This is a genomic window from Gleimia hominis (assembly GCF_032085515.1).
In the GTDB taxonomy this organism is placed as follows: domain Bacteria; phylum Actinomycetota; class Actinomycetes; order Actinomycetales; family Actinomycetaceae; genus Gleimia; species Gleimia hominis.
Genome location: NZ_JASXSX010000001.1, coordinates 1,332,029 through 1,353,438 on the forward strand (window position 1 = coordinate 1,332,029; position 21,410 = coordinate 1,353,438).

The following is a 21,410-nucleotide window of genomic DNA, read 5'->3' on the forward strand; positions in this document are numbered from 1 at the left end:
AACTCTTGTTTTCAGTACGGTCGCACAAGTCGATAGGATAAGGTTACAGTGCGTTATACGGAACGCATTTTTCTAGAGGGGAAATACCCGGGGGTGAGAACAGTGGCGTTGTCAGAACAGGAACGCGCAATCCTCGAACAGATGGAACGTGAGTTGCGGCGCGATGACCCACGACTGGCATCAACAATGTCGCGGCAACGCACGAATCGGACTGGGCGGACCTATTCGCCTCGCCGCGTCGGCGGTGGGGTAGCGCTACTGCTGGTAGGCCTGGCGTTACCAATCATTGGTTTAACGATTGGCATACTGTGGTTGACAGTACTGCTTGGAGTAGCGGGATTCGCCCTCATGCTCACAGGCATACTGTTTATAACGGTTCCAACAAAACCAACTGTCCCGGCGGCTCGGACCACCTCAGGGGGGAAGAGCGGTTCCAAACGTTCATTCATGCAGAGGCAAGAAGATCGGTGGGAGCGGCGCAAACGCGGCGAATAACCAAAGTTGCGCCAAAACAGTAATTGCGCGCTGGCGCAGTTGGTGAGTGCCGTTGATGAAATTAAACTTTGAGGGTTACGCACAGCTCGTGCGTAACCCTCATCTGTTGCGCTTAGCGTTCTGAATTATTTCGCGTTGCAAACTCGTCCGGGCTGGCTGGGCCTATCTTGGCTAGGAACGCTCATCCGGACCAGGACGGTGATTCTTAGGTAGAAAGACCATCCTGGTCGAAGATCAATTTTGACTGCAAGAGCGGCCTACGGGTTCACTACGTAACCTTTTGGTACGACCGTGATTCCAGATTCTGTGACAGTCAGGCCCCGCGCCCGATCGTGTTCCACATCGACACCAACTTGCGCGTCTTCCATCACGACCACGTTCTTGTCCAAAATCGCCTTTGACACCACGGCGTTGCGACCAATCCGACAGTTGTCCATCACCACGGAATCTTTGATCTGCGCCCAGGAGTGCACGTAAACGCCAGGTGAGATGATTGAACCTTGGATTCTTCCACCAGAAACAATCACGCCAGGCGACACAAACGAGTCAACCGCGTGTCCCATCCGCTCGTGTTCTTGCGCGTAAACGAACTTAGCGGGCGGTAGGTGGCCGGGAATCTGCGTGTGGGTGGGCCACCGGTGGTTGTAAAGGTTAAAGATGGGGTGGACGGAAATCAGGTCCATATTTGCCTCATAGTACGCGTCCAGTGTTCCAACATCCCGCCAGTAGTCCCGGTCGCGTTCAGTTGAACCGGGAACGTCGTTGTCAATGAAGTCGTATACCCCGCAGCCTCCGTGATCCACGAAGTAGGGAACAATATCGCCACCCATGTCGTGCTCAGACGTTTCATCAGACGCGTCTGCCCGCAGCGCTTTGACGAGCGCGTCAGTTGTGAAAATGTAGTTCCCCATGGAGGCGAGGAACGAGTTCGGGTCGTCGGGTAGGCCCTCGGTAGTTTCTGGTTTTTCTACGAACCGTTGGATCCGACCGTCTTTCGCTTCGATCACCCCAAAGGATTGGGACAGTTCGATGGGCTGGCGAATCCCAGCCACGGTGCAGGGCAAGCCCGATTCAATATGGTGATCCATCATCTGTGAGAAATCCATGCGGTAAATATTGTCGGCCCCCACGATGACGATGTAATCGGGCTTCTCATCGTCCACAATGTTCAGCGACTGGTAGATTGCGTCCGCGGAACCCAAGTACCAGTGCGGGCCCCGGCGCTGCTGCGCAGGGACAGGAGTTACGTAGTTACCCAGCAGGTTCGACATGCGCCACGTGGTGGTGATGTGGCGGTCCAAAGAATGGGACTTGTACTGAGTTAACACCACCACTTGCAGGTAGCCAGAGTTGACAATATTTGACAGGGCAAAGTCAATCAGTCGGTAGTGGCCACCGAACGGAACAGCTGGTTTGGCGCGATCGGTGGTGAGGGGCATAAGCCGCTTCCCCTCGCCACCCGCGAGGACAATTGCGAGCACATTAGGTTTAGCCATGCTTCCATCATAGTGTGAGGAACATAACTTAGGCGAACGAATGGTCTTATACTGTTTATAGGAATGGTAAAAAAGCAATTAAAGATGAGGTAAGACCGATGCGAGTAGATCTGCTGACCCGTGAATACCCCCCGCATGTTTACGGTGGTGCGGGTGTGCACGTTGAAGAGCTGGCGCGCGTGCTCAGTGACCTAATCGACGTGCGAGTCCACGCGTTCGACGGACCCCGCGGCACCGACGCACCCGAGGTGGTTGGCTACGACTACTTACCTGGCCTAGATGAGGCAAATCCCGCGCTGCGCACCATGGGGGTTGACCTGCAAATGGCGCAGGGCGTGGAAGGCACGGACCTGGTGCACTCGCACACCTGGTACGCAAACATGGGTGGGCACTGGGCCCACCTGCTTCACGAGGTTCCCCACGTGGTGTCCGCCCACTCGCTAGAACCCTTTCGCCCGTGGAAACGCGAGCAGTTAGGCGGGGGATACAACCTCTCTTCCTGGGCCGAACGCACCGCTTTTGAAGCAGCCGACGGAGTCATCGCCGTGTCCAACGGGATGCGCGAAGACATCTTGCGCTGCTACCCGAAGATCGACCCCGACCGCGTCCACGTGGTGCACAACGGGATTGACCTTAGCCGGTGGAACAAGCCACAAACCGATGAGGAAAAGCAAGCAGCGCGCCAGACCCTCAAACGATTAGGAATCGACGAAAACCGGCCAACCGTAGTATTCGTGGGGCGCGTGACACGACAAAAAGGACTGCCCCACCTGCTGCGCGCCCTGCGTGAAGTACCCAAAGAAACACAAGTGGTGCTGTGTGCCGGAGCGCCCGATACGAAACAGATAATGGAAGAAGTCCGCGGCCTAGTGGACGAACTGCGCGAAGAACTGAACTCGGTGCACCTAATCACCGAAATGCTGCCGCGCGAACAACTAGTGGCCGTGCTCAGTGCCGGAACCGTGTTCGTCACCCCATCCGTGTACGAACCATTAGGGATCGTAAACCTCGAAGCCATGGCCGTTGACCTACCGGTGGTGGGAACCGCTACCGGAGGGATCCCCGACGTGATCGTAGACGGCGAAACCGGGTACCTCGTGCCAATAGAACAAAAACAAGACGGGACCGGCAAACCACTCGACCCACAAAAATTCCAGCACGACATGGCCGAGCGTCTAACCTCCCTGCTAGAAGACCCAGACTTAGCGGCACGAATGGGGAAAGCGGGACGTGAACGCGCCCAAGCACAATTCTCGTGGGAAACAATCGGTAAACGCACCGTGGAAGTGTACGAACAAGTGCTGAACGCGCGATAGACGCACGCGCACAGACTCTGAGCACGCCACTGCAAAAAGCAAGATCGGGCTGAACAAGCGGTACTTCAAGCAAGTGGGAACGGCGCCGCCCCGGCGCTCGCGGTGCGCGGTAAGGTTAAGGCATGGAAACAGTTGTGACACTCAAGCACGTGGATGTTCGCCGCGGCGGAAAACCGATCCTATCGAACATCGACTGGACGATTGGTCCGAAAGAAAACTGGGTGATCCTCGGCCCCAATGGAGCGGGAAAAACGACGTTAATAAACCTCCTCACCGGCCGAGTTTTCCCCTCCTACTCCAAAGACAGTAACGCGGAAGCGAAAATCCTGGGGTACAAACTTGGGGAAGTGGACGTGCGGGAACTACGTACTTACGTCGGCCTGTCATCCTCCGCGGAACGCTCCTTGATCCGCCCCGAAGCCACGGTCGAAGACCTAGTCTTAAGTTCCATCTACGGTAAAACTGGGCGCGGACGCGAAGAATATGAACAGCAAGACGTTTCCCGCGCACACGACCTCATGCACTTGTTTGGTATTGAGGCCCTTGCGGACCGCAAGTTCAGCACCCTCTCCGCTGGGGAACAGCAACGAACGCAGATCTGCCGGGCCCTGATGGCAGACCCGCAGATCCTGATCCTCGACGAACCCGTGGCCGGGCTAGACCTGGGAGCGCGGGAACTGCTGATGCTAGCGCTCGAAGAGATCGCGAAGGATCCGCGTTCACCAGCGCTCGTGCTCATCACCCACCACCTGGAGCAGATCCCGAAAGGCTTCACCCACGCAGCCCTCATGAAAAACGGATCCATCATCGGTCAGGGGCCGCTCCACAAGGTACTGACCGACGACCAGGTTTCTGACACCTTCGGCTTACCGCTGCGCGTCGGTGAAGACAACGGTCGCTGGTGGGGACGCGCCGAATAAGATCTGGGCCGTAACGTTTGAGCCACCCAAGGCCTCAAGCAACAAAAGAACCCAAGGCAAAACGAGAGGAACGGGTGTGCACCCAGCAGCGCAAGAAGTAATGCGAACCGTAGTTGAATCGGACATCCGGTTTATCCGCCTGTGGTTCACGGACGTATCCGGCCAGCTCAAAGCCGTGGCAATCGACCCGGGCGAACTAGAAGCCGCGTTCAGTGAAGGTTTGGGATTCGACGGGTCCGCAGTGCAAGGCCTCACCCGCGTGTACGAATCCGACATGCTCCTGCGCCCAGACCCGACCACGTTCGCGCTCCTGCCCAACCAGGGGGAGAAAGTGGCGCGCATGTTCTGCGACCTGCTCACTCCCGAAGGGAAACCGGCGCTCTCTGACCCGCGGGGCGTACTGGAACGCACCCTGCGACGTGCCGAAGAAATCGGATTCAGCGTGCAAATCCACACCGAAGTGGAGTTTTACATGCTGAAGCAGACCAGCGACCCCCTCGCTATCGAACCGGTCGACAACGCAGGATACTTCGACTACGTCGCCCGCGGCGGTTCAAACGACTTCCGCCGCAGGGCCGTACAAGCGCTGGAAGACATGGGAATCTCCGTCGAATTCTCCCATCACGAAGCCGGGCCCGGGCAAAACGAAATCGACCTGAGGGCCGCGGACGCGCTCACCGCAGCGGACAATATCCAATCCCTCCACACGGTGGTGCAAGAAATCGCGTTGAGCGAAAACCAGATGGCCACGTTCATGCCAAAACCCTTCATCGACTACCCCGGGTCGGGAATGCACACTCACATCTCCCTGCTCGAAGGGGGCAGTAACGCGTTCTACGACCCCGCTGGGCAACACCGCATGTCCCGCACCGCCCGCGCCTTTATCGCCGGGCTGCTACGCCACGCCCGCGAAATATCCGCCGTGGTGAACCAGCACGTGAACTCCTACAAACGCCTGTGGGGTGGTGGGGAAGCACCCTGCTACATCTGCTGGGGCCACAATAACCGGTCCGCACTAGTGCGCATCCCCCTGTACAAACCTGGTAAAGGCCAAGACGCGCGCGTGGAATACCGTGCAATCGACTCCGCTGCGAACCCCTACTTAGCCTTCGCGGTCCTAATCGCCGCTGGGTTAGCGGGCGTGCAGGGACGCTACGACCTCATGGAAGAAGCCCAAGACGACGTGTGGCAACTATCCGACAGCGAACGGGCCGTACTGGGAATCGAAGACCTACCGCATTCGCTAAAAGACGCGATTGACACAATGGCGCGCTCCGAACTGGTTGCCGCCACGTTGGGGGAGGAAGCGTTCGACTACGTGCTGCGCGACAAGGTTTCGGAATGGAACGCCTACCGGGCCCAGGTGACACCGTGGGAGCTCCGGAAGTCAATCCGCCCTCTGTGACCCATGGAATCGAAGCAGTCACCCACAACTCTCGCGCTCACCATAGGTTTCATGGATCCAGACCGCGCCTGGCGGCAAGCTCGCGAACTCGCCCGCGAACTAGACGGCCCGCCGCCACAGCAGATCCTGCGTTGGTTTAACGTGGCGGACCCAGATGCAGCGCTGCTGGCGTGCCGACGCCTGCTGGACACTGATTCGCACACACTTCGCAGCGTGCTGGCTGATGCTCAAGACCGAGATGCGCTCCTAACTGTACTGGGTGCCTCCCACGCGCTCGCGAACTACATCGTCGCCCATCCCGCGTGCATGCGCATCGGGAGCATTCCCCCGTTGCCGCAGCCGCGCGTGGTTCCAGGCCTGGAGGACGAGGCGGGGGCGGGTTCGCACGAGAGCCAGGTACTCGCGCCGGAGGGCCAGGCGCCAACGCAAGAATCCACGGCGAACAACTGGGGCGACGACAGCGAGCCGGCGGAGCAAATGCTGCGGTGGATGCGAAACCGGATTGAGGTACAGCGCCAACATGACCCTGCGGCGAGCGGGCAGACGCTAATTAGGCGCGCCTACTGGCAGGCGATGATTCGGATTGTGCTGCAAGATTCCCAGGCACCAGACCGGTTCGAACAGGTCGCCACCACGAGCGCCATGATCTGCGACTTGGTGGACGCTACTTTGGAGCTGGCGTTGGAATACGCCAAAACGAGGGTGCCCGAGTGTGCGCACTGGGCGTTCACAATAATGGCGATGGGGAAAACCGGTGGGCAGGAGCTCAACTATATTTCCGACGTCGATGTACTCTACCTGTACGAGCCGGCGCCCGACACCGCTGAGAACAGTTCGACAACCGGAAGCGCGAGTGCGGACGATAATCGGGGTGGCGAAGCGCACGAACACGACCTGTGCCGTCAGCTGATTGGACATGTGCGCACGTGCTGCTCAGCGCCGGGCGCCGAACCAGCATTGTGGACCCTAGACGCCGGGTTGCGTCCTGAAGGTCGGGATGGGCCACTGGCGCGCACGCTTGAAAGCTACGAGCAGTACTACCGCAAGTGGGCGAAACAGTGGGAGTTCCAAGCCCTCATGAAAGCCCGAATTGGAGCGGGAGACCGGCGGTTAGGTAAACGGTTCTTGCAACTCGTGTCGGCGTTTGTGTGGAATATTGCGGCGACCACCGGTTTCGTAACTGAGGTGCGGCAGATGCGAACGCGAGTTGAACATTCGGTGCCGGCAAAGCGCAAGGAGACAGAAATCAAGCTTTCGCCCGGCGGATTGCGGGACGTGGAGTTCAGCGTGCAACTGCTACAGCTAGTACACGGCCGGTCTGACCCGCGTTTGCGCGTGCGTTCCACGTTGGGTGGTCTTGCTAGGCTCGCCCAACTGGGTTACGTTGCGCGGTCCGATGCGCAAGTGTTCTCCACTTGCTATCGCACCTTGAGGGTGTTCGAGCACGGGGCGCAACTGCAAGCGTTCCGGCGTACGCACCAGTTACCGGCCCAAAAGAAGACCGCGCACGTGCTGGCCCGGTGGATCTGGCCGGGTAACAGTGCGGGGAAAGAAGTCTTAGACGAGCAGTGGAATGCGGTCCGCGCACAGGTGCGGGACCTGCATCAACGGTTGTTTTACCGCCCGATCGTGCATACTATTGCGCAGCTAGATGAGCAAAGCGTACTGCTGAGCACCGAGGGAGCAGCCCAGCGTCTGCAAGCCCTGGGGTACCGCGACCCGAAAGGAGTGATGCGGCACGTGCAGTCCCTCATAGCGGGCCCGAGCCGGCGTGCCACCATTCAACGCCACCTGCTGCCCGCGATGCTCGCGTGGATCAGTGGGGGAGCGGAACCTGATCGCGGGATTTTGAACTTCCGCCGCCTCTCGGACACCATCGGGGGGTCGCACTGGTACCTGGCGTTACTGCGCGACTCCGCGCATGCGGCGCAACGGCTTGCACGCATCCTCCCCACCTCCACCTACGCGGTGGAGATGCTGATGGAACATCCGCAGGCAGTGCAGTGGTTGGATGGCAATGGGTTAGAGCCCGTTGACTCCGCCGCGTTGGCACGCGAGTGTTCTGCAGTGATGGAACGCAACGCGGATACGGAGGATGCCCTGGAGCGGGTACGCTACATCCGGGGCCGGGAGTTCACTCGCAGTGCGATCGCTGACGTTTCCACGCGCATTGACGTTGGTCGGGCACGTACCATTTTGACGGTGGCGACGGACGTGGTGATTGAGGCAGCGCTGTTGCGGGCACAGCAGGAGGTGGATGCGGATATCCGAGTGTGCGCCGTGGCGATGGGACGCTACGGTGGGCAGGAGGCTTCGTACGGGTCGGATGCGGACGTCATTTTTGTGCACGAAACTTCTCTACCGCCGCAGCGGGGGCAGGAGTTAGCGACGCAGATTGTGCGTAGAACCATTGACTTGTTGGGGCGCGTGGGCCGCACTCCGAGCGTGCAGTTGGATTTAGATTTGCGGCCTGAGGGACGCGATGGGACGCTGAGCCGAACCGTCGAACAGTACGCGCAGTATTGGCGCGAGCACGCGCGCGCGTGGGAGCGGCAGGCGCTTTTGCGGGCGCGGCCGATTGGCACTAGTGAGCTAGCGCGGAAGATGACGCACGCTCTGCAGCGCCCCCGCTATGAAGCTGAACTGCAGCCCAATGATTTGCGCACCGTGCGTTTGCTGAAAGCACGGATGGAGAACGAACGGATTCCCCGGGGCGCAGTTCACCATTTGAAGTTGGGGCCGGGTGGGCTCAGTGATGTGGAGTGGTTGGTGCAGTGGTTCCAGTTGAACTATGCGCGGCAGCATCCGCAGTTGCGAACCACGGGTACCCTGGCGGCGCTGGAGGCGATTGAGGTGCAAGAACTGCTACCTGCCGATGAGGTTCAGGTGCTGCGCGACGCGTGGGTGTTTGGCAGCCGGCTGCGAGCGGCTAACGTGCTGGCAACTGGGAAAACACGCAATCTGGACAGACTTTTCCCCGGCCAGGCGGAGCAGCGAATGATTGCCCAGCTAATGGGATACGATCTAGACGATTACGAGCTGCTGGCGAACGACTATTTAGCAGCGGCCCGCAGGGCGCGCGCGGTGTTCACCCGGTATTTCACCAAATAGGAAAGGTGTGGTTATGAAGTTAGTTCTGGTTCGGCACGGACAAACCGCTTCTAATCGAACGAGGGCTTTGGATACCGCTGCTCCGAGGGCGCCGTTAGACGAAGTAGGGCGGGCTCAAGCGCAGCGTTTAGCCGAAGAGTTTGAGGCCCGCACCGATGTTTTGCCTGGTTGTATAATCGCTTCCAACTTGTTGCGTACGCAGCAGACTGCCCGCCCTCTCGCCACCCGGTATGACCTGCCGGTGCGTATCAACCCGGGGGTGCGGGAGGTGACTGCCGGCAGCATGGAGATGTCCACTAAACCAGAAGATATTCAAACGTACCTGCAGGTTGTCCACGCGTGGGTCGCTGGCAAATGGGATACGCGCATGCCCGGTGGGTACGGTGGGCAGCAAGTGCTTGACCAGTATTTGCCGGTTATTGAAAGCGCCTGCGAAACCCACCGGTTAGATCCAGACTACGCAAGTGATAAGCGTGCGATCGTGATCGTTTCGCACGGCGCAGTGTCGCGCGTAATTAGTGCGTATTTAACGGATCAGATTGACCTGCCCCTGGTTGCAACGCACCCAATGGATAACGCGTCCACCACCGTGCTTGAGCACGTGGGGGATTCCTGGACAGGCCCGCGTAGTTGGCGGGGCCTCACGTGGAGCGACCGGAAAATCGGGGATTACGACCGCTCCCAACTTTCGACCACACCAACGGCGTCGCGCCTGCGTGACTAGTACGCGTCCGACGCTAGCGATGCCCCGCTCGGGCGCGTAATGCCCGTTGTAGCGGCCACAGCAAGAGCCCGCCCGGACGCGTAATGCGCGTTGTAGCGGCGACAGCAAGAGCCCGCCCGGACGCGTAATGCGCGTTGTAGCGGCGACAGCAAGAGCCCGCCCGGGAGCCCCCGCTCGGGCGCGTAATGCGCGTTGTAGCTGCGACAGTAAGAGCCCGCCCGGAGCCCCCGCGCCCTCCAAGGGGGGCGGGACTTCACAGTACAGTGGACAAAAACTGAGCGGTGCGTTCCTGCTTGGGGCGAGCCAGGATCTGCTCCGGGGCTCCGCGTTCAACGATTCGCCCCTCATCCATGAATACGATCTGGTCGGCAACTTCGCGGGCGAACCCGATTTCGTGGGTAACCACAATCATCGTCATCCCCCCTTGCGCCAGGTCCTTCATGACCCCCAGCACTTCCCCCACCAGCTCCGGGTCTAGCGCGGAGGTGGGTTCGTCAAACAGCATGATCTCCGGGTCCATCGCGAGCGCCCGGGCGATTGCAACGCGCTGCTGTTGTCCGCCGGAAAGTTGGGACGGGTAGTGTTCGGCCCGATCCGCCAACCCAACGCGATCCAACAGTTCTAAAGCGCGTTTTTGTGCCTCAGGCTTCTTCACCCCCCGCACCTGAATTGGGGCTTCCATCACATTCTCGGCGGCCGTCATGTGGGGGAAGAGGTTGAAACGCTGGAATACCATGCCCATGCGCGCCCGCTGAGCAGATACCTCTTTATCTTTAAGCGCGTACAGTTGCGAGGAACCATCCGCGCGCGTTTCTTCCCGCATTCCCAACAGGTCGCCATCGAGGTAGATGCGGCCCGCGGAGATCTGCTCTAAACCGTTCACGCACCTAAGAAGCGTGGACTTACCCGACCCGGACGGGCCGAGGAGTACGCACACTTCACCGTCGTGCACGTTCAGTGACACGTCTTTGAGCACGTGCAGGTCGTCGAAAAACTTATGAATATTTTTGATTTCAATTTTCGCGTTATTTGAGGTCATGGGGTCACATCCAAGAACGGGTCATTTTTAGTTGTATTCGCACTGAGGACTATGCTCTTGCGGTTCTTGCGGTGTTTCTTTTTAGCTGAACCACCGTTGTCGAAGCCGCGTCCGAAGTAGCGTTCGAGGTACATTTGCCCAATCATCAGCACGGATGTTATCAGCAGGTACCAGATGGCCGCGACCATGAGGAACGGCACGGGTTGGAAGTACTGCTGCCCCTTGTCGTTAGTAGCGAATGTGAGTTCTAAAATGAACGGAATCGCAGACGCCAGCGAAGTGGTTTTGAGCATTGAAATAGTTTCGTTCCCAATGGGGGGAATGATGACGCGCATCGCTTGCGGGAGGATAATGCGCCGCATCACCTGGGAGCGGCTCATCCCCAGAGCGGTCGCGGCCTCCGACTGGCCGGAGTCAACCGCATTCAAACCCGAACGGATAATTTCCGATAGGTACGCCCCCTCGTTCAGGGACAGCCCCACTACCGCCATCCAGAACGTGGTGAAGTATTTTGAGGTACTAAACGTCACGAACTCGGGGCCAAACGGAATGCCAAGGGAGAGCGTGGGGTAAAGCACGGGAACGAGAGACCAGAAAATCAGTTGCGTGTAAATGGGGGTGCCGCGGAAGAACCAGATGTAGAACCAAGACACGCCCCGCAGAATCGGGTTTGGGGATTGGCGCATGATCGCCATGGTGATCGCTAGTGCGGTGCCGAACGCCATGGCGAGGACCGTCAGAATCAGAGTGAATGCAACGCCAACCATAACGGTGCGAGAGAAAAACCATTCCCACACCACCGGCCAGTTAAACGTGCGGTTAGTGATCAGCGCGTTTATCCCCATCGCAGCTAGGACCGCCACCACGGCAGCTGAAATGTAGCGGCTCGGCCGGGGAACTGGCTTTGGGTGGATAAAATCTATTTTGTTCGACATTGGTGCTACTTCCCAGGGTTCAGTTGCGCTTCACTTAGGGCCGCAGATTCCGCGCCGTAGGTACCGAGGATTTCCTTCAGATACCCTTCGTCCATGAGGTACTGCATCGCGGCCTGCACAGCCTTGGTGAGTTCCTCATCGTTCTTACTGACCACTATGCCTTGTGGTTCGGATTCGAGAACGTCCCCAACTTGTTCAAGCTGGTCTTTTGTTTGTTCAATCGCGTAGCCGGTTACTGTGGAGTCGCAAAAACCAGCGTCGTACTGGCCGCCCGCAACTTTCGTGACCACGTCCGTGTTGAGTTTGTGGGGCATCACTTTTATTGCTTCTTTCCCATCCGACACGCATTTATCGGATAGTTCCCGCGCGTAGTCGTGCTGGTAGGTACCGGTTTGTACGCCGATGATTTTGCCACACGGGTCTTTGGGGTCAAAGTGTCCGGGGTTGCCTTTTTTAACGGAGTACGCGGAGCCGACTTCTACGTACGCGATCATGTTGGCTTCTTTAATGCGGTCGGGCGTGATGGTGAATGCGGAGGCACCCACGTCGAACTTGGATCCGAGTGCGGGGATGATAGCGGGGAATTCTGCGTGTGAGGTTTGCCCGTCTTTTAGTCCCATCACTAACGCGAGGGCTTTGACGATGTCGATGTCGTAGCCCATGGGGGTTTGCCCATCTGTGTCCCTAAATTCTGCGGGCGCGTAGTCAGTTGAGGCACCGTTGCGTAAGATTCCTTGGTCTTTAACCGCTTGAGGGACCATGGCGGCGATGTTGTCTTGCGGTTTTAGTTTTGAGAAATCGAATGTTTTGGTGTCTGTTGATTGGGACGCTGAGGGGGCGGCGCCGTTCGTGGTTTTGTCCGCGTTGTCATCGGGGTCTGAACAGCCGGCGAGTGCTAACGAGCCGGCGAGGGTGATGGCGCATACCAAGGCGGGTAACTTTTTCACAACTACTCCTAAGAATTACGTATAAACCGATTATCCATACCTATGAATAGTTATGCAACCCGGTTGGGGGATGCGTGCGACATCTCACGAGCACAGCGCGGGCAGCAGCGATAAAAATGGGACGCACTGTGAGTGCGTCCCGATGGAGAGAATAAATATTGAGTTCGGATCAGTTTCCGCGCAGTGCGCGCCGGGAAATCCGTGCTTTAGTTGGATCAATCCCATGCGGAAGCGCGTTACCTTTGTTTGCCGCTATCGCACTGATCCGGTTAGTCACAATCGGCACTTCGTTGCTACGCAGTTTACGCGGGAGCTTACGCAGGGTTTTCTCTAGGTCCTCAAGCTTAACTTGCCCCTTGTTGTTCCCCACGTGGATCACGTGAATGGGGACGTTGCGCATGATGCGTTTGAGGTTGCGTTCCTCCCGGTTAGAAAGCTCACTCGCCCGTCCGGTTGGACCTTCCGTGATGAGGACGATTCCGGGGCGACCGATGATGCGCCACAACAGGTCTTGATGTCGGTTGGCTGCGATCGGTTCTTTCTCGATTGTCCAGCCGCGGCGAATCTGTGACAGCACCCCGTAGACGGCGCCGAGCGTGCCACCTATTTGCCGGTACATGGCTTTTTTAACTAGTAGCGAGAGGATAACCATGGGAATCAGCAGTGCCATCATGATCGCCATGATGATCATGATGACAATGTTCATCTTGCCCCAAATTCCCAAGAGGATAACCAGGGCTGCGCCCAGTATCGCGCCCCCGAGCATGAACCAGGGGACCATTGGGAAGGAACGTTTTGTGACGCGGTAAGCGTCCATCACATTGTGGTACCAGCGCCGCTTCTTCGGTGCCGACGTGTTTGCAGTATCTTTCTCAGCCATGATGTGTTAAGCCTACCTGTTTTTCTTCGATTTCCCTACCTTGAGGGCGATTCCCACGCCAGTTATCACTAAGGTCATAATGCTCGTGGTGATTAGTGCAGGCACATCACCCCAGGTTTGCGCCACGTATCCACCTACCGCGGACCCGGAGGACGTGCCGACGGTGAGTGCGGACTGCATCAGCGTCATTGCTACGGCCATGGCTTGGGTGGGAGCGAGGACCTCAACGATTGAAAAATTCGTAACCAGAGTAGGTCCGATAAACAGGCCGCACACGAGCAGGAGGAGGCAGGTGAGAGCCAGGTGGGTGGACAGGGCGGTGGCAGACATGAAGAGGAACAGTCCGCATCCGCCTATCATGAGGCGTTGGGCGAGGCTGATGCGTTCAGGAATGAGGACGCTCAGGATGGCCATTACGGCGGATCCGACCCCCATGAGGGCGTAGATGAGACCGGCAGTAGTAGGTTCGCCCAGTAGTTGCATCCGCATGGTCAGGCCGGCTTGGGTGGCGCCGAAGAAGAATCCGATTGTTACCGCCACTATGATGCACGGGAAAACGAGCGTGACTATAGATCCGATGCTCGGGGTGGAAGTGTGGGTTCGTGCGGACTCGGGATTTTGTTCAAGGCCGGTGCTGTCCGTGACCTGGAGGTTCTTTCTGTGCCGGAGGTCCTGTGTAGAACTATGGTTGTTTGCCGCGCCGAGCGTTTCTGCCTCCGGGGAGGCCGGCGCGGCGGTGGGATCGAGGCGTCGAGGAGTGCGGAGAGCGAATGCCATTCCGAATGTGGCCACCAAGATTGTCGCGAGCAGTAGGGGGATGGTCGCGTTCGCGGTGGATGCAGCGATTCCAACCAGGGCGGGGCCGAGTACGAAAACGAGTTCGTCGGCCATGGATTCATACGATAGGGCAGCGGCCATCTGCTGCGGTGTTTGGACGCGCGATACCCACTGGGAGCGCGCGAGCGCCCCAATGGGTAAGGAGGTGCAACCAACCGCGGTGCACGCCAGATACAGTGCGGCGGTGGGTGCCGGATACGTGGTGCAGATAAAAAGCCCGGCAAGCGCGAGGGCATTCAACGGCGTGAGGATCAACAGTGGAGCGCGGTGCCCACTGGTGTCGGCCCACCGGCCGATGAGTGGTACGGCAATCGCGGTTGCGATGGCGACAACGCCGGTGGCGAACCCACCTTGGGCCACGGAACCCGTGGACACGGTGACGGCGGTGAGGGTGCCGAGCGGAATCATTGCGTACGCAGCGCGGGCTCCGAAGGCGAATACTAAAAAGGGCCAACCCGCCAGTGCGGGCAAGAGCCGGTAGTGTGTTAAGGCGCGGAAAGGTGAACTCTGCATCTTGTCCCTATGCAAAACTTGGGCCCCACCCGGGACGAACCTGGGGTGCATGTTGGTGCCGCCTAGGCAAACCGCGCAAGCACGCTGGCCGTGCAGGTAGGGAGCTTACCGAAGTAAGCGGTATAAGTTTACTCCTTTGCAGCAATGCTAATCCAGGTGCGCACTGGAGTTAATGCAGGTGAGTACTTAGTTATCCAAGAAAATAGGCTGAAACCGGGTGGGCGGAGCGATCCGGTTATCCACAGGGGGTTCCGCAGTGGTCTTATGCGTGATTGTCTTTAACTATGAAGCGTACTTTTCAGGTTGACGAGCCATACGTGATGACGCAGTCCGGGCCACTGTGGCGGGGCCGGGACGCGCACGGGGCGTGTCTGATTAAGTTTTTAGCTCTTCCACTTCCGTCTGAGCAGCACCAGCGGGTTGAGCAGCTAGCTGCGCTGCGTTGCTCGTCACTGTTGGTACCGCGAGATTTGATTGCCGATGGGCAACGGTTAGCAGTTACTTTCGATGAGGTTCCTGGTACGCCGCTTGCAAGCAGGTTAGAAACCGCGGGGGCGTTACCACCCATGTTGGCGCGCCGCGTGTGCTCTGATATTGCTGCGGCGTTGACGGTTTTGCATGAGGCGGGTTTGGCGCACGGGGATTTATCTTCTAACAACGTGATTGTGTCTGATCGCGCGGTGGTGATTGACACGCTTGAGACCGGTGGTTACACCCCTGGCTACGCTGCCCCGGAGCGGCTGAGCGAGAGTGAACTGACGGTAAATGAGCTGCAGTGCAGTGACGTGTGGAGTTTCGGTAAGCTCGCCGAAGAAATGGGGATAACCCACGATGTCGTGCAACAGTGCTTAGATTCTGACCCGGCTGCTAGGCCAGAAGCGAGTGCGCTGAAAGAGGCGTTCGAACTAGAAACGACTCCCGCGGGGGCAGGAGCGGCGGACACCGATGGTTCCGACACGTGCGTGGCCACGCAACTTCGAAATGAACTCGCCCGCGAACACACGGTGATGCGGACGGCGCCAGGGCGGCACTTGCGTCCAAGTCGGACGCGTGCGCGCAAGCGACTTGGGATGGTTTTGGTTCCAGTCGGGTTGCTGGCGGGGTTGATTACGGTTGGAATAGTTGGGATTCCCGCGTTCTTTTCACCTGAGGAGCAGACGTCGGTGGCGGCTGCGCCCGCGCAAAAAACGGTACCGAAGAGTTCACAGTCCGATCAGTCGGATCCTTCTGCATCTCCGTCTACTTCTGCATCGCCAGCTGCTTCTGCATCTCCGTCTACTTCTGGACCAGCAAATGAACCGAGTGGTGAGCGCGGAGGAAAAGCCGATTCGAAACGTGCGTGCATGAGTGTTCCCGCGGCCGAGCAGATTCTTAGGGAACTGTCCACGGCTCGCACGGAGGCGTTTACGAAGGCGGATGCGGCGCGTTTATCTGCTGTTTACCCCGAGGGGGTGGATGCGTTCAGTGCAGATCAAAAACTGATTACCCAGTTGAAACAAAACGGCGTGAGCTTAAAACGTGTTGAGTTCGCTTACGATATTGAATCGGTGTCCTGTGAGGCAAACCCGCGGGTTAAGGCGAAAGTTACGCAGTTCAGTTCGCAGTGTGTAAAAGAAAAATGCGTGGATAACGAACCATCTACCCAGGACCTAGTGTTCACACTGAAACCCGACCCGTGGCGGATCAACAAAATCGATCGCAACTGATAGGGCAGGAATGACGTGAGTCACAACTGATAGGGCAGGAATGACGCGAGTCCCAACTGATAGGGGGGGGGAGAAAAGCATAAGTTTGGGGCTCCAGATATCTCTGGAGCCCCAAACTGTCTATCGCAGTTAGCTGTGGCCTACAGGCCGAAGATAGTTATGGCTTACAGCCCAACTATGGCTTACAGCCCAACTTCTGCTTCGAAGTCACCTTCTTCAAGGCGTTTCTTCACGGTCATGAGGTAGCGGGCTGCATCCGCACCATCCACCAACTGGTGGTCGTACGACAGTGCCAGGTACACCATTGACCGGATCCCAATCGTTTCGTTCCCCTCCGCATCTTTCACAACGACGGGGCGTTTAACGATCGTGCCCACCCCGAGGATACCCACCTCAGGTGCGTTGAGCACCGGGGTATCGAACAGAGCGCCGCCGGAACCCGTGTTCGTAATCGTGAACGTGGAGCCAGAGAGCTCATCCGGACCGATCTTCGAATCACGCGTGCGGGCCGCCAAGTCGTTGATCGACTTCGCGATCCCCGAAATCGTCAAATCCCCAGCGTTCTTAATCACCGGCACCAGCAGGCCACGCGGCGTGTCAACTGCGATCCCAATGTTCTCGTAATCGTAGTACGTAACCTCTTTACCGTTGATGGACGCGTTGAGCTTCGGGTGCGCTTTCAGAGCTTCCGTTGCAGCCTTAACGAAGAACGGCAAGAACGTGAGTTTCGTACCCTCGCGCTCCATGAAACTCTTCTTCGCCCGAGCCCGCAGGTTCGCCACCCGGGTAACATCCACTTCCACCACAGTTGTGAGCTGCGCGGAGTTCTGCAAAGACTCGTGCATGCGGCGGGCAATGGTTTGCCGCAACCGCGTCATCTTCTCAGTCTTACCACGCAAAGTGGTGTCTTCCTCAATCTTGAACGAAGACTTCTTCGCAGCAGCCGGCGCGCTCGGAGCCTGCGACGGAGTCTGCTGATCGGCCTTAGCAGCCTGTGCAGCTTTCAGCACGTCCTCGCGGCGAATCCGACCGCCAATCCCCGTGCCCTCAACCGTTGACAGGTCTACGTTCTGCTCCCGCGCGAGCTTACGCACCAGTGGAGTCACATACGAACCCGTTGCCTTAGATGCCTTCGGTGCCTGCGGTTTCGCGGGGGCATCTTCCTTCGGTTTCGCGGGGGCCGCGGGTGCCTTCGGTGCCGGGGGAGCAGCGGGCGCTGGCTTCGACGGTGCCTTCGGAGCCGGTTTCGGCTCGGGCTTCGGCTCAGGTTTAGGTTCGGGCTTCGGCTCAGCCTTCGCCTCTTCCTTCGGCGCGCTCGAGCCTCCCTCACCGGGCTTGTTCGCCGAAATAATGGCCACTACCGTGCCCACATCCACGGTCTCATCTTCGTCAACCTCAATGCTCGCAAGGTATCCGGAAGCGGGGGAGGGCACTTCGGAATCCACTTTATCCGTCGCCACCTCCAGCAGAGGTTCGTCTTCTTCCACCTCATCCCCAACGGACTTGAGCCACGCGGAAACCGTACCTTCCGTAACGGACTCACCCAGGGCCGGCATCTTAATTTCAGTGGTCTCACCCAAGTCACCACCAGCCCCGCCCTGGCCAGAATCGCTTGCGTCCGAGGACGCTGAGGAATCAGCGGAGCCTTGCGAATCAGAATCCGCAGCGGGAGCCTGCTCTTCTTCCTGCGCGGGCTGTGCCTGCTCACCGGAATCCGATGAGTCATCGGACACTTCATCCGCGTCCCCAATCAGGCAGAGCTCGGTTCCAACCTCGACAGTTTCATCCTCCTCAACGAGAATTTTCGTGATAACACCCGCGACGGGGGAGGGAACTTCAGAATCAACCTTATCCGTGGCTACTTCGACGATGGGTTCGTCAACCTCTACGGTGTCACCGACAGATTTCAGCCAAGCGGAGACGGTACCTTCAGTAACCGACTCGCCTAAGGCTGGCATTGTTAGCGCTTGCGCCATTTTAAACTCCTCTTATTTCCTTCAGCGGGTGTTCTAGTTGTGTGAGTGCAACGGCTTGCCGGCCAACGCCAACGCCGCTTCACCAACGGACTCGTTCTGTGTCGGGTGGGCATGGATCAAAGAAGCGACATCCTCCGGGTACGCTTCCCAGTTGACCATCAACTGGCCTTCACCAACCTGCTCGCCCATGCGGGCACCGATCGCGTGGAAACCAACGATGGGGCCGTCCTCAACGGCAACCAGCTTCACGAAACCGGTAGTGTTTAAGATCTGTGACTTACCGTTCCCCGCCAAATTGAACTCTGTGGAATGAACCTTGTCCTTGCCGTACTGCTCCTGCGCCTGCTTCTCAGTTAGCCCAACAGATGCAATCTCAGGCTCAGTAAAGGTCACGCGGGGAATACCGCGTTCGTCAATCTGCTGCGGGTTCTTCCCAGCGATTTCCTCAGCCACAAACACGCCTTGCGCGAACCCGCGGTGGGCAAGCTGCAAGCCGGGAACAATGTCCCCAACCGCGTAAATATTCCCCACCCCGGTGTGCAGACGCTCATTAGTGAGGACGAAACCACGATCCATCGGGATCCCAACTTCTTCGTACCCAAGGTTCATGGTCGCCGGCCCGCGTCCAATCGCGACCAGCAAGACGTCCCCGTCGTAAGTCTTCCCATCCTCAGTGGTGACAACCACGCCGTTGTCGTCTTGCTCAACGGACTTGAACATCGTCTTAGTTTTAAAAGTAATCTTGCGTTTACGGAATGCGCGTTCCAAATTCTTAGAGATCGCCTCGTCCTCATTTGGAACCAGGTGAGGCAACCCCTCAATGATCGTCACGTCCGCACCAAAAGAAGCCCAAACGGAAGCGAACTCCACACCGATCACGCCACCGCCAAGCACCACGACCTTGTTCGGCACCCAGTCCATCTGCAGCGCCTGCTCCGAAGTGATAACGCGACCTTCAATATCTAAACCGGGGATCGTCTTCGAGTACGACCCGGACGCAAGCACAATGTTCTTCCCCTTGTACTCTTTTCCGTCTACCGTGACGGTGTCTTGCGCTGTGAGGCGCCCCCACCCGGTCACCAGGTCAATCTTGCGGGACTTAACCAGCCCTTGCAGGCCCTTGTAGAGCTTACCGACCACTTCGTCGCGGTACTTGCCCACGCGTTCCATGTCAATACCCTGAAACTCAGAGTTAATCCCAAACACTTCCGACTGGTTAACCGTTTCCGCTACCTCGGCGGCGTGCAAATACGCCTTCGTCGGAATACAACCGCGGTGTAGGCACGTTCCGCCTAGCTTGTCACCTTCAACTAAAGCTACTTTCATGCCCAGCTGTGCGCCACGCAGGGCGGCCGCATAGCCACCCGAACCGGCGCCCAGAATGACCATGTCGTATAGTTCTTCACTCACGTGCTACTCTCCTTGACATCGTGTTGGTTACACAAACCATGTAGGTCTATTGTCCCACTGTTTGCAAACGAATGCGCCTTAACAGCACGGCATTTTCCGAAGTGCCGGTGACGCGCCGATATGCCAGGTGGGAGGTGTCGGCTCGGCAGACACCTCCCACCTATTGAAGCTACTATCTACTAAACGTTTGTAAACAGCTATTTAATGCGGCTTTCTACCCAGCTCACGAGCGTCAGTAATCCCATGCCGGTAGCGCCCTTATTGTTAGCCCCCCACGGGCTGTTTTCGTTGTACGAAGGCCCCGCTATGTCCACGTGTCCCCACGGTTTTTCGGCAACGAACTCTTGCAAAAAGATTCCCGCAACGAGCATGCCGCCCCACCGCGTTCCAGAGTTCTTCATGTCCGCCACATTCGACTTCAACGAATCCTTTAAATAGCTTGGCAGCGGAGCGGGCCACATGGGTTCACCCACCTGGTTAGCGCTCGTCACGATCGCGTCGCGCACACTGTCACTGCCCATCACGCCCGCGGTCCGTTCTCCCAGACCCACCATCTGCGCACCGGTTAAAGTAGCGACGTCCACAATCGCTTCCGTTCCAGTTTCCGCCGCGAGCGCCAGCGCGTCGGCCATAACTAGTCGCCCTTCCGCATCCGTGTTGGTCGTTTCAATACTCATCCCGTTGCGGGCAATGAGCACGTCGGAGGGGCGTTGCGCGCCGCCCCCCGGCATGTTTTCTGCAAGCGAGAGGTACGTGGTCACTCCGATTGGGGCGCCGAGTTTGGCAAGCGCAATCGTTGTGGCCAGCACGGTAGCCGCTCCGGTCATGTCGGATTTCATAGTTTCCATAGAACTAGAAGGCTTGAGGGACAGGCCGCCGGAGTCGAAGGTGATGCCTTTGCCGACGAAACTCACCTGGTGGGTTGCCCCCGGGTTGTAGGTGAGTTTCACGAGGCGGGGTGGGCGCACCGACCCCATGCCGACCGCGAGAATAGCACCGCAATTTTCTTGCGCAAGCCGGTGCTCATCCCACACTTCCATATCTATTTCCGTTCCTTCAATGAGGCGCTCCACCTCTTTCACGAAGGACTGCGGGTACAGGTCGTTCGGCGCGCAGTTAACGAGGTCCATCACGGTCGTCATCGCTTCGGCCAGCGTGGTGATCCGGTTCTGCACGGACTGCTGGTCAATGTCCTCAGGCACAATAATGGTAATTTCTTCCAAAGCCGCCTGAGCGGACTGGCGGTACTTCGTGTACTCGTAGGCACCTACGATCGCGCCAATACCAGCTTGAACAACGTCCTCTTGGTTCTCGTAATCACCGGCTAGGACCACGTGTTTGGCGCCCGTGTCGCGCACCCCGACCGCGCTGTAATGCCGGTGCGCTCCGGTGCCCACCACCTCAATCGCAGAATCGCGGTCGTATCCGCGAACAGACAGGGACTGCGCGGGGGTAGTGCCAACCATCGCGATACGGCGTGAATGTGAATCTAACGACGGTAAGAGAGTGCGGGAACACGCCGCGGTTTTCGCATCTAAATCAACCAGAGCCTGAGCCACGTCCTCAGACTTTAAAGAAATCTCTAACTCGGATCCAACGTACGCGACGAGCAGATCCGCGCTGATCTCTAACGGATTACCAGTAGAAAAATTAATCTTGACCATATGAACATGGTAACCACATGAACAGGGGGCGGCACG

The 21,410-nt window shown here is 58.2% G+C and carries 16 protein-coding genes; 7 read left to right on the top strand and 9 right to left on the bottom strand.

Annotation, left to right across the window (positions count from 1 at the left end; all coding sequences use genetic code 11):
- The first annotated feature begins 102 nt into the window (after nucleotides 1–102).
- Nucleotides 103–495, top strand: coding sequence for a DUF3040 domain-containing protein (locus QS713_RS05675; protein WP_313273197.1), 393 nt, complete (start codon nucleotides 103–105; stop codon nucleotides 493–495).
- A gap of 257 nt (nucleotides 496–752) precedes the next feature.
- On the opposite strand, the gene glgC is transcribed toward QS713_RS05675, so the two are convergent.
- Nucleotides 753–1,991, bottom strand: a complete 1,239-nt coding sequence (gene glgC / locus QS713_RS05680) for a glucose-1-phosphate adenylyltransferase (RefSeq protein ID WP_313273200.1) — start codon at nucleotides 1,989–1,991, stop codon at nucleotides 753–755.
- Nucleotides 1,992–2,089: 98 nt separating this feature from the next.
- Here glgC and glgA point away from each other — a divergent pair, with 98 nt between their 5' ends.
- The 5 genes from glgA (at nucleotide 2,090) to QS713_RS05705 (ending at nucleotide 9,467) form a co-directional block, all read left to right on the top strand.
- Nucleotides 2,090–3,307 (top strand): glycogen synthase, encoded by a 1,218-nt coding sequence (gene glgA / locus QS713_RS05685; protein WP_313273202.1) that lies wholly within the window; start codon nucleotides 2,090–2,092, stop codon nucleotides 3,305–3,307.
- A gap of 122 nt (nucleotides 3,308–3,429) precedes the next feature.
- Nucleotides 3,430–4,227, top strand: a complete 798-nt coding sequence (locus QS713_RS05690; protein WP_313273205.1) for an ABC transporter ATP-binding protein — start codon at nucleotides 3,430–3,432, stop codon at nucleotides 4,225–4,227.
- A gap of 76 nt (nucleotides 4,228–4,303) precedes the next feature.
- The gene (locus tag QS713_RS05695) at nucleotides 4,304–5,632 is read left to right on the top strand and encodes a glutamine synthetase family protein (protein ID WP_376779559.1); all 1,329 of its coding nucleotides are present in this window, start codon (nucleotides 4,304–4,306) and stop codon (nucleotides 5,630–5,632) included.
- 3 nt (nucleotides 5,633–5,635) lie between these two features.
- Complete coding sequence (locus QS713_RS05700) at nucleotides 5,636–8,743, top strand: bifunctional [glutamine synthetase] adenylyltransferase/[glutamine synthetase]-adenylyl-L-tyrosine phosphorylase (protein WP_313273207.1); 3,108 nt, start codon at nucleotides 5,636–5,638, stop codon at nucleotides 8,741–8,743.
- Between the two features lie 13 nt (nucleotides 8,744–8,756).
- Nucleotides 8,757–9,467, top strand: coding sequence for a histidine phosphatase family protein (locus QS713_RS05705; protein ID WP_313273210.1), 711 nt, complete (start codon nucleotides 8,757–8,759; stop codon nucleotides 9,465–9,467).
- 253 nt (nucleotides 9,468–9,720) lie between these two features.
- Here QS713_RS05705 and QS713_RS05710 read toward each other — a convergent pair whose 3' ends face one another.
- The 5 genes from QS713_RS05710 to QS713_RS05730 all read right to left on the bottom strand — a co-directional run bounded on the left by QS713_RS05710 (nucleotide 9,721) and on the right by QS713_RS05730 (nucleotide 14,618).
- Nucleotides 9,721–10,506: an amino acid ABC transporter ATP-binding protein gene (locus QS713_RS05710; RefSeq protein ID WP_313273212.1), complete on the bottom strand. Its 786-nt coding sequence runs from the start codon at nucleotides 10,504–10,506 to the stop codon at nucleotides 9,721–9,723.
- The gene (locus tag QS713_RS05715; RefSeq protein WP_102215869.1) at nucleotides 10,503–11,441 is read right to left on the bottom strand and encodes an amino acid ABC transporter permease; all 939 of its coding nucleotides are present in this window, start codon (nucleotides 11,439–11,441) and stop codon (nucleotides 10,503–10,505) included. Before QS713_RS05715 ends, QS713_RS05710 begins: the two co-directional genes overlap by 4 nt.
- Nucleotides 11,442–11,446: 5 nt before the next feature.
- On the bottom strand, nucleotides 11,447–12,388 hold the full coding sequence (locus QS713_RS05720) for an ABC transporter substrate-binding protein (protein ID WP_313273214.1): 942 nt from the start codon (nucleotides 12,386–12,388) through the stop codon (nucleotides 11,447–11,449).
- A gap of 169 nt (nucleotides 12,389–12,557) precedes the next feature.
- On the bottom strand, nucleotides 12,558–13,268 hold the full coding sequence (locus QS713_RS05725) for a DUF4191 domain-containing protein (RefSeq protein WP_313273217.1): 711 nt from the start codon (nucleotides 13,266–13,268) through the stop codon (nucleotides 12,558–12,560).
- A 12-nt stretch (nucleotides 13,269–13,280) separates the two neighbouring features.
- Entirely contained in the window at nucleotides 13,281–14,618 is a 1,338-nt protein-coding gene (locus QS713_RS05730; RefSeq protein ID WP_313273220.1) for an MFS transporter, read from the bottom strand.
- 284 nt (nucleotides 14,619–14,902) lie between these two features.
- Between QS713_RS05730 and QS713_RS05735 the strand changes: the two genes are divergently transcribed.
- Complete coding sequence (locus tag QS713_RS05735) at nucleotides 14,903–16,324, top strand: protein kinase domain-containing protein (protein ID WP_313273223.1); 1,422 nt, start codon at nucleotides 14,903–14,905, stop codon at nucleotides 16,322–16,324.
- A 182-nt stretch (nucleotides 16,325–16,506) separates the two neighbouring features.
- Here the strand turns inward: QS713_RS05735 and sucB are convergent, their stop codons facing one another.
- From sucB to QS713_RS05750, 3 genes are all read right to left on the bottom strand, one after another.
- Nucleotides 16,507–18,300 (bottom strand): 2-oxoglutarate dehydrogenase, E2 component, dihydrolipoamide succinyltransferase, encoded by a 1,794-nt coding sequence (sucB, locus tag QS713_RS05740; protein ID WP_313273226.1) that lies wholly within the window; start codon nucleotides 18,298–18,300, stop codon nucleotides 16,507–16,509.
- A gap of 33 nt (nucleotides 18,301–18,333) precedes the next feature.
- On the bottom strand, nucleotides 18,334–19,710 hold the full coding sequence (gene lpdA / locus QS713_RS05745; RefSeq protein WP_102215864.1) for a dihydrolipoyl dehydrogenase: 1,377 nt from the start codon (nucleotides 19,708–19,710) through the stop codon (nucleotides 18,334–18,336).
- 197 nt (nucleotides 19,711–19,907) lie between these two features.
- Entirely contained in the window at nucleotides 19,908–21,374 is a 1,467-nt protein-coding gene (locus QS713_RS05750; protein ID WP_313273230.1) for a leucyl aminopeptidase, read from the bottom strand.
- Between the last annotated feature and the right edge of the window lie 36 nt (nucleotides 21,375–21,410).

Bases quoted from the DNA above. Each gene is read 5' to 3' on its own strand.
- glgC (WP_313273200.1), bottom strand. From the start codon at position 1,991: ATGGCTAAACCTAATGTGCTCGCAATTGTCCTCGCGGGTGGCGAGGGG.
- glgA (WP_313273202.1), top strand. From the start codon at position 2,090: ATGCGAGTAGATCTGCTGACCCGTGAATACCCCCCGCATGTTTACGGT.
- QS713_RS05690 (WP_313273205.1), top strand. From the start codon at position 3,430: ATGGAAACAGTTGTGACACTCAAGCACGTGGATGTTCGCCGCGGCGGA.
- QS713_RS05700 (WP_313273207.1), top strand. From the start codon at position 5,636: ATGGAATCGAAGCAGTCACCCACAACTCTCGCGCTCACCATAGGTTTC.
- QS713_RS05705 (WP_313273210.1), top strand. From the start codon at position 8,757: ATGAAGTTAGTTCTGGTTCGGCACGGACAAACCGCTTCTAATCGAACG.
- QS713_RS05710 (WP_313273212.1), bottom strand. From the start codon at position 10,506: ATGACCTCAAATAACGCGAAAATTGAAATCAAAAATATTCATAAGTTT.
- QS713_RS05715 (WP_102215869.1), bottom strand. From the start codon at position 11,441: ATGTCGAACAAAATAGATTTTATCCACCCAAAGCCAGTTCCCCGGCCG.
- QS713_RS05725 (WP_313273217.1), bottom strand. From the start codon at position 13,268: ATGGCTGAGAAAGATACTGCAAACACGTCGGCACCGAAGAAGCGGCGC.
- QS713_RS05730 (WP_313273220.1), bottom strand. From the start codon at position 14,618: ATGCAGAGTTCACCTTTCCGCGCCTTAACACACTACCGGCTCTTGCCC.
- QS713_RS05735 (WP_313273223.1), top strand. From the start codon at position 14,903: ATGAAGCGTACTTTTCAGGTTGACGAGCCATACGTGATGACGCAGTCC.
- sucB (WP_313273226.1), bottom strand. From the start codon at position 18,300: ATGGCGCAAGCGCTAACAATGCCAGCCTTAGGCGAGTCGGTTACTGAA.
- QS713_RS05750 (WP_313273230.1), bottom strand. From the start codon at position 21,374: ATGGTCAAGATTAATTTTTCTACTGGTAATCCGTTAGAGATCAGCGCG.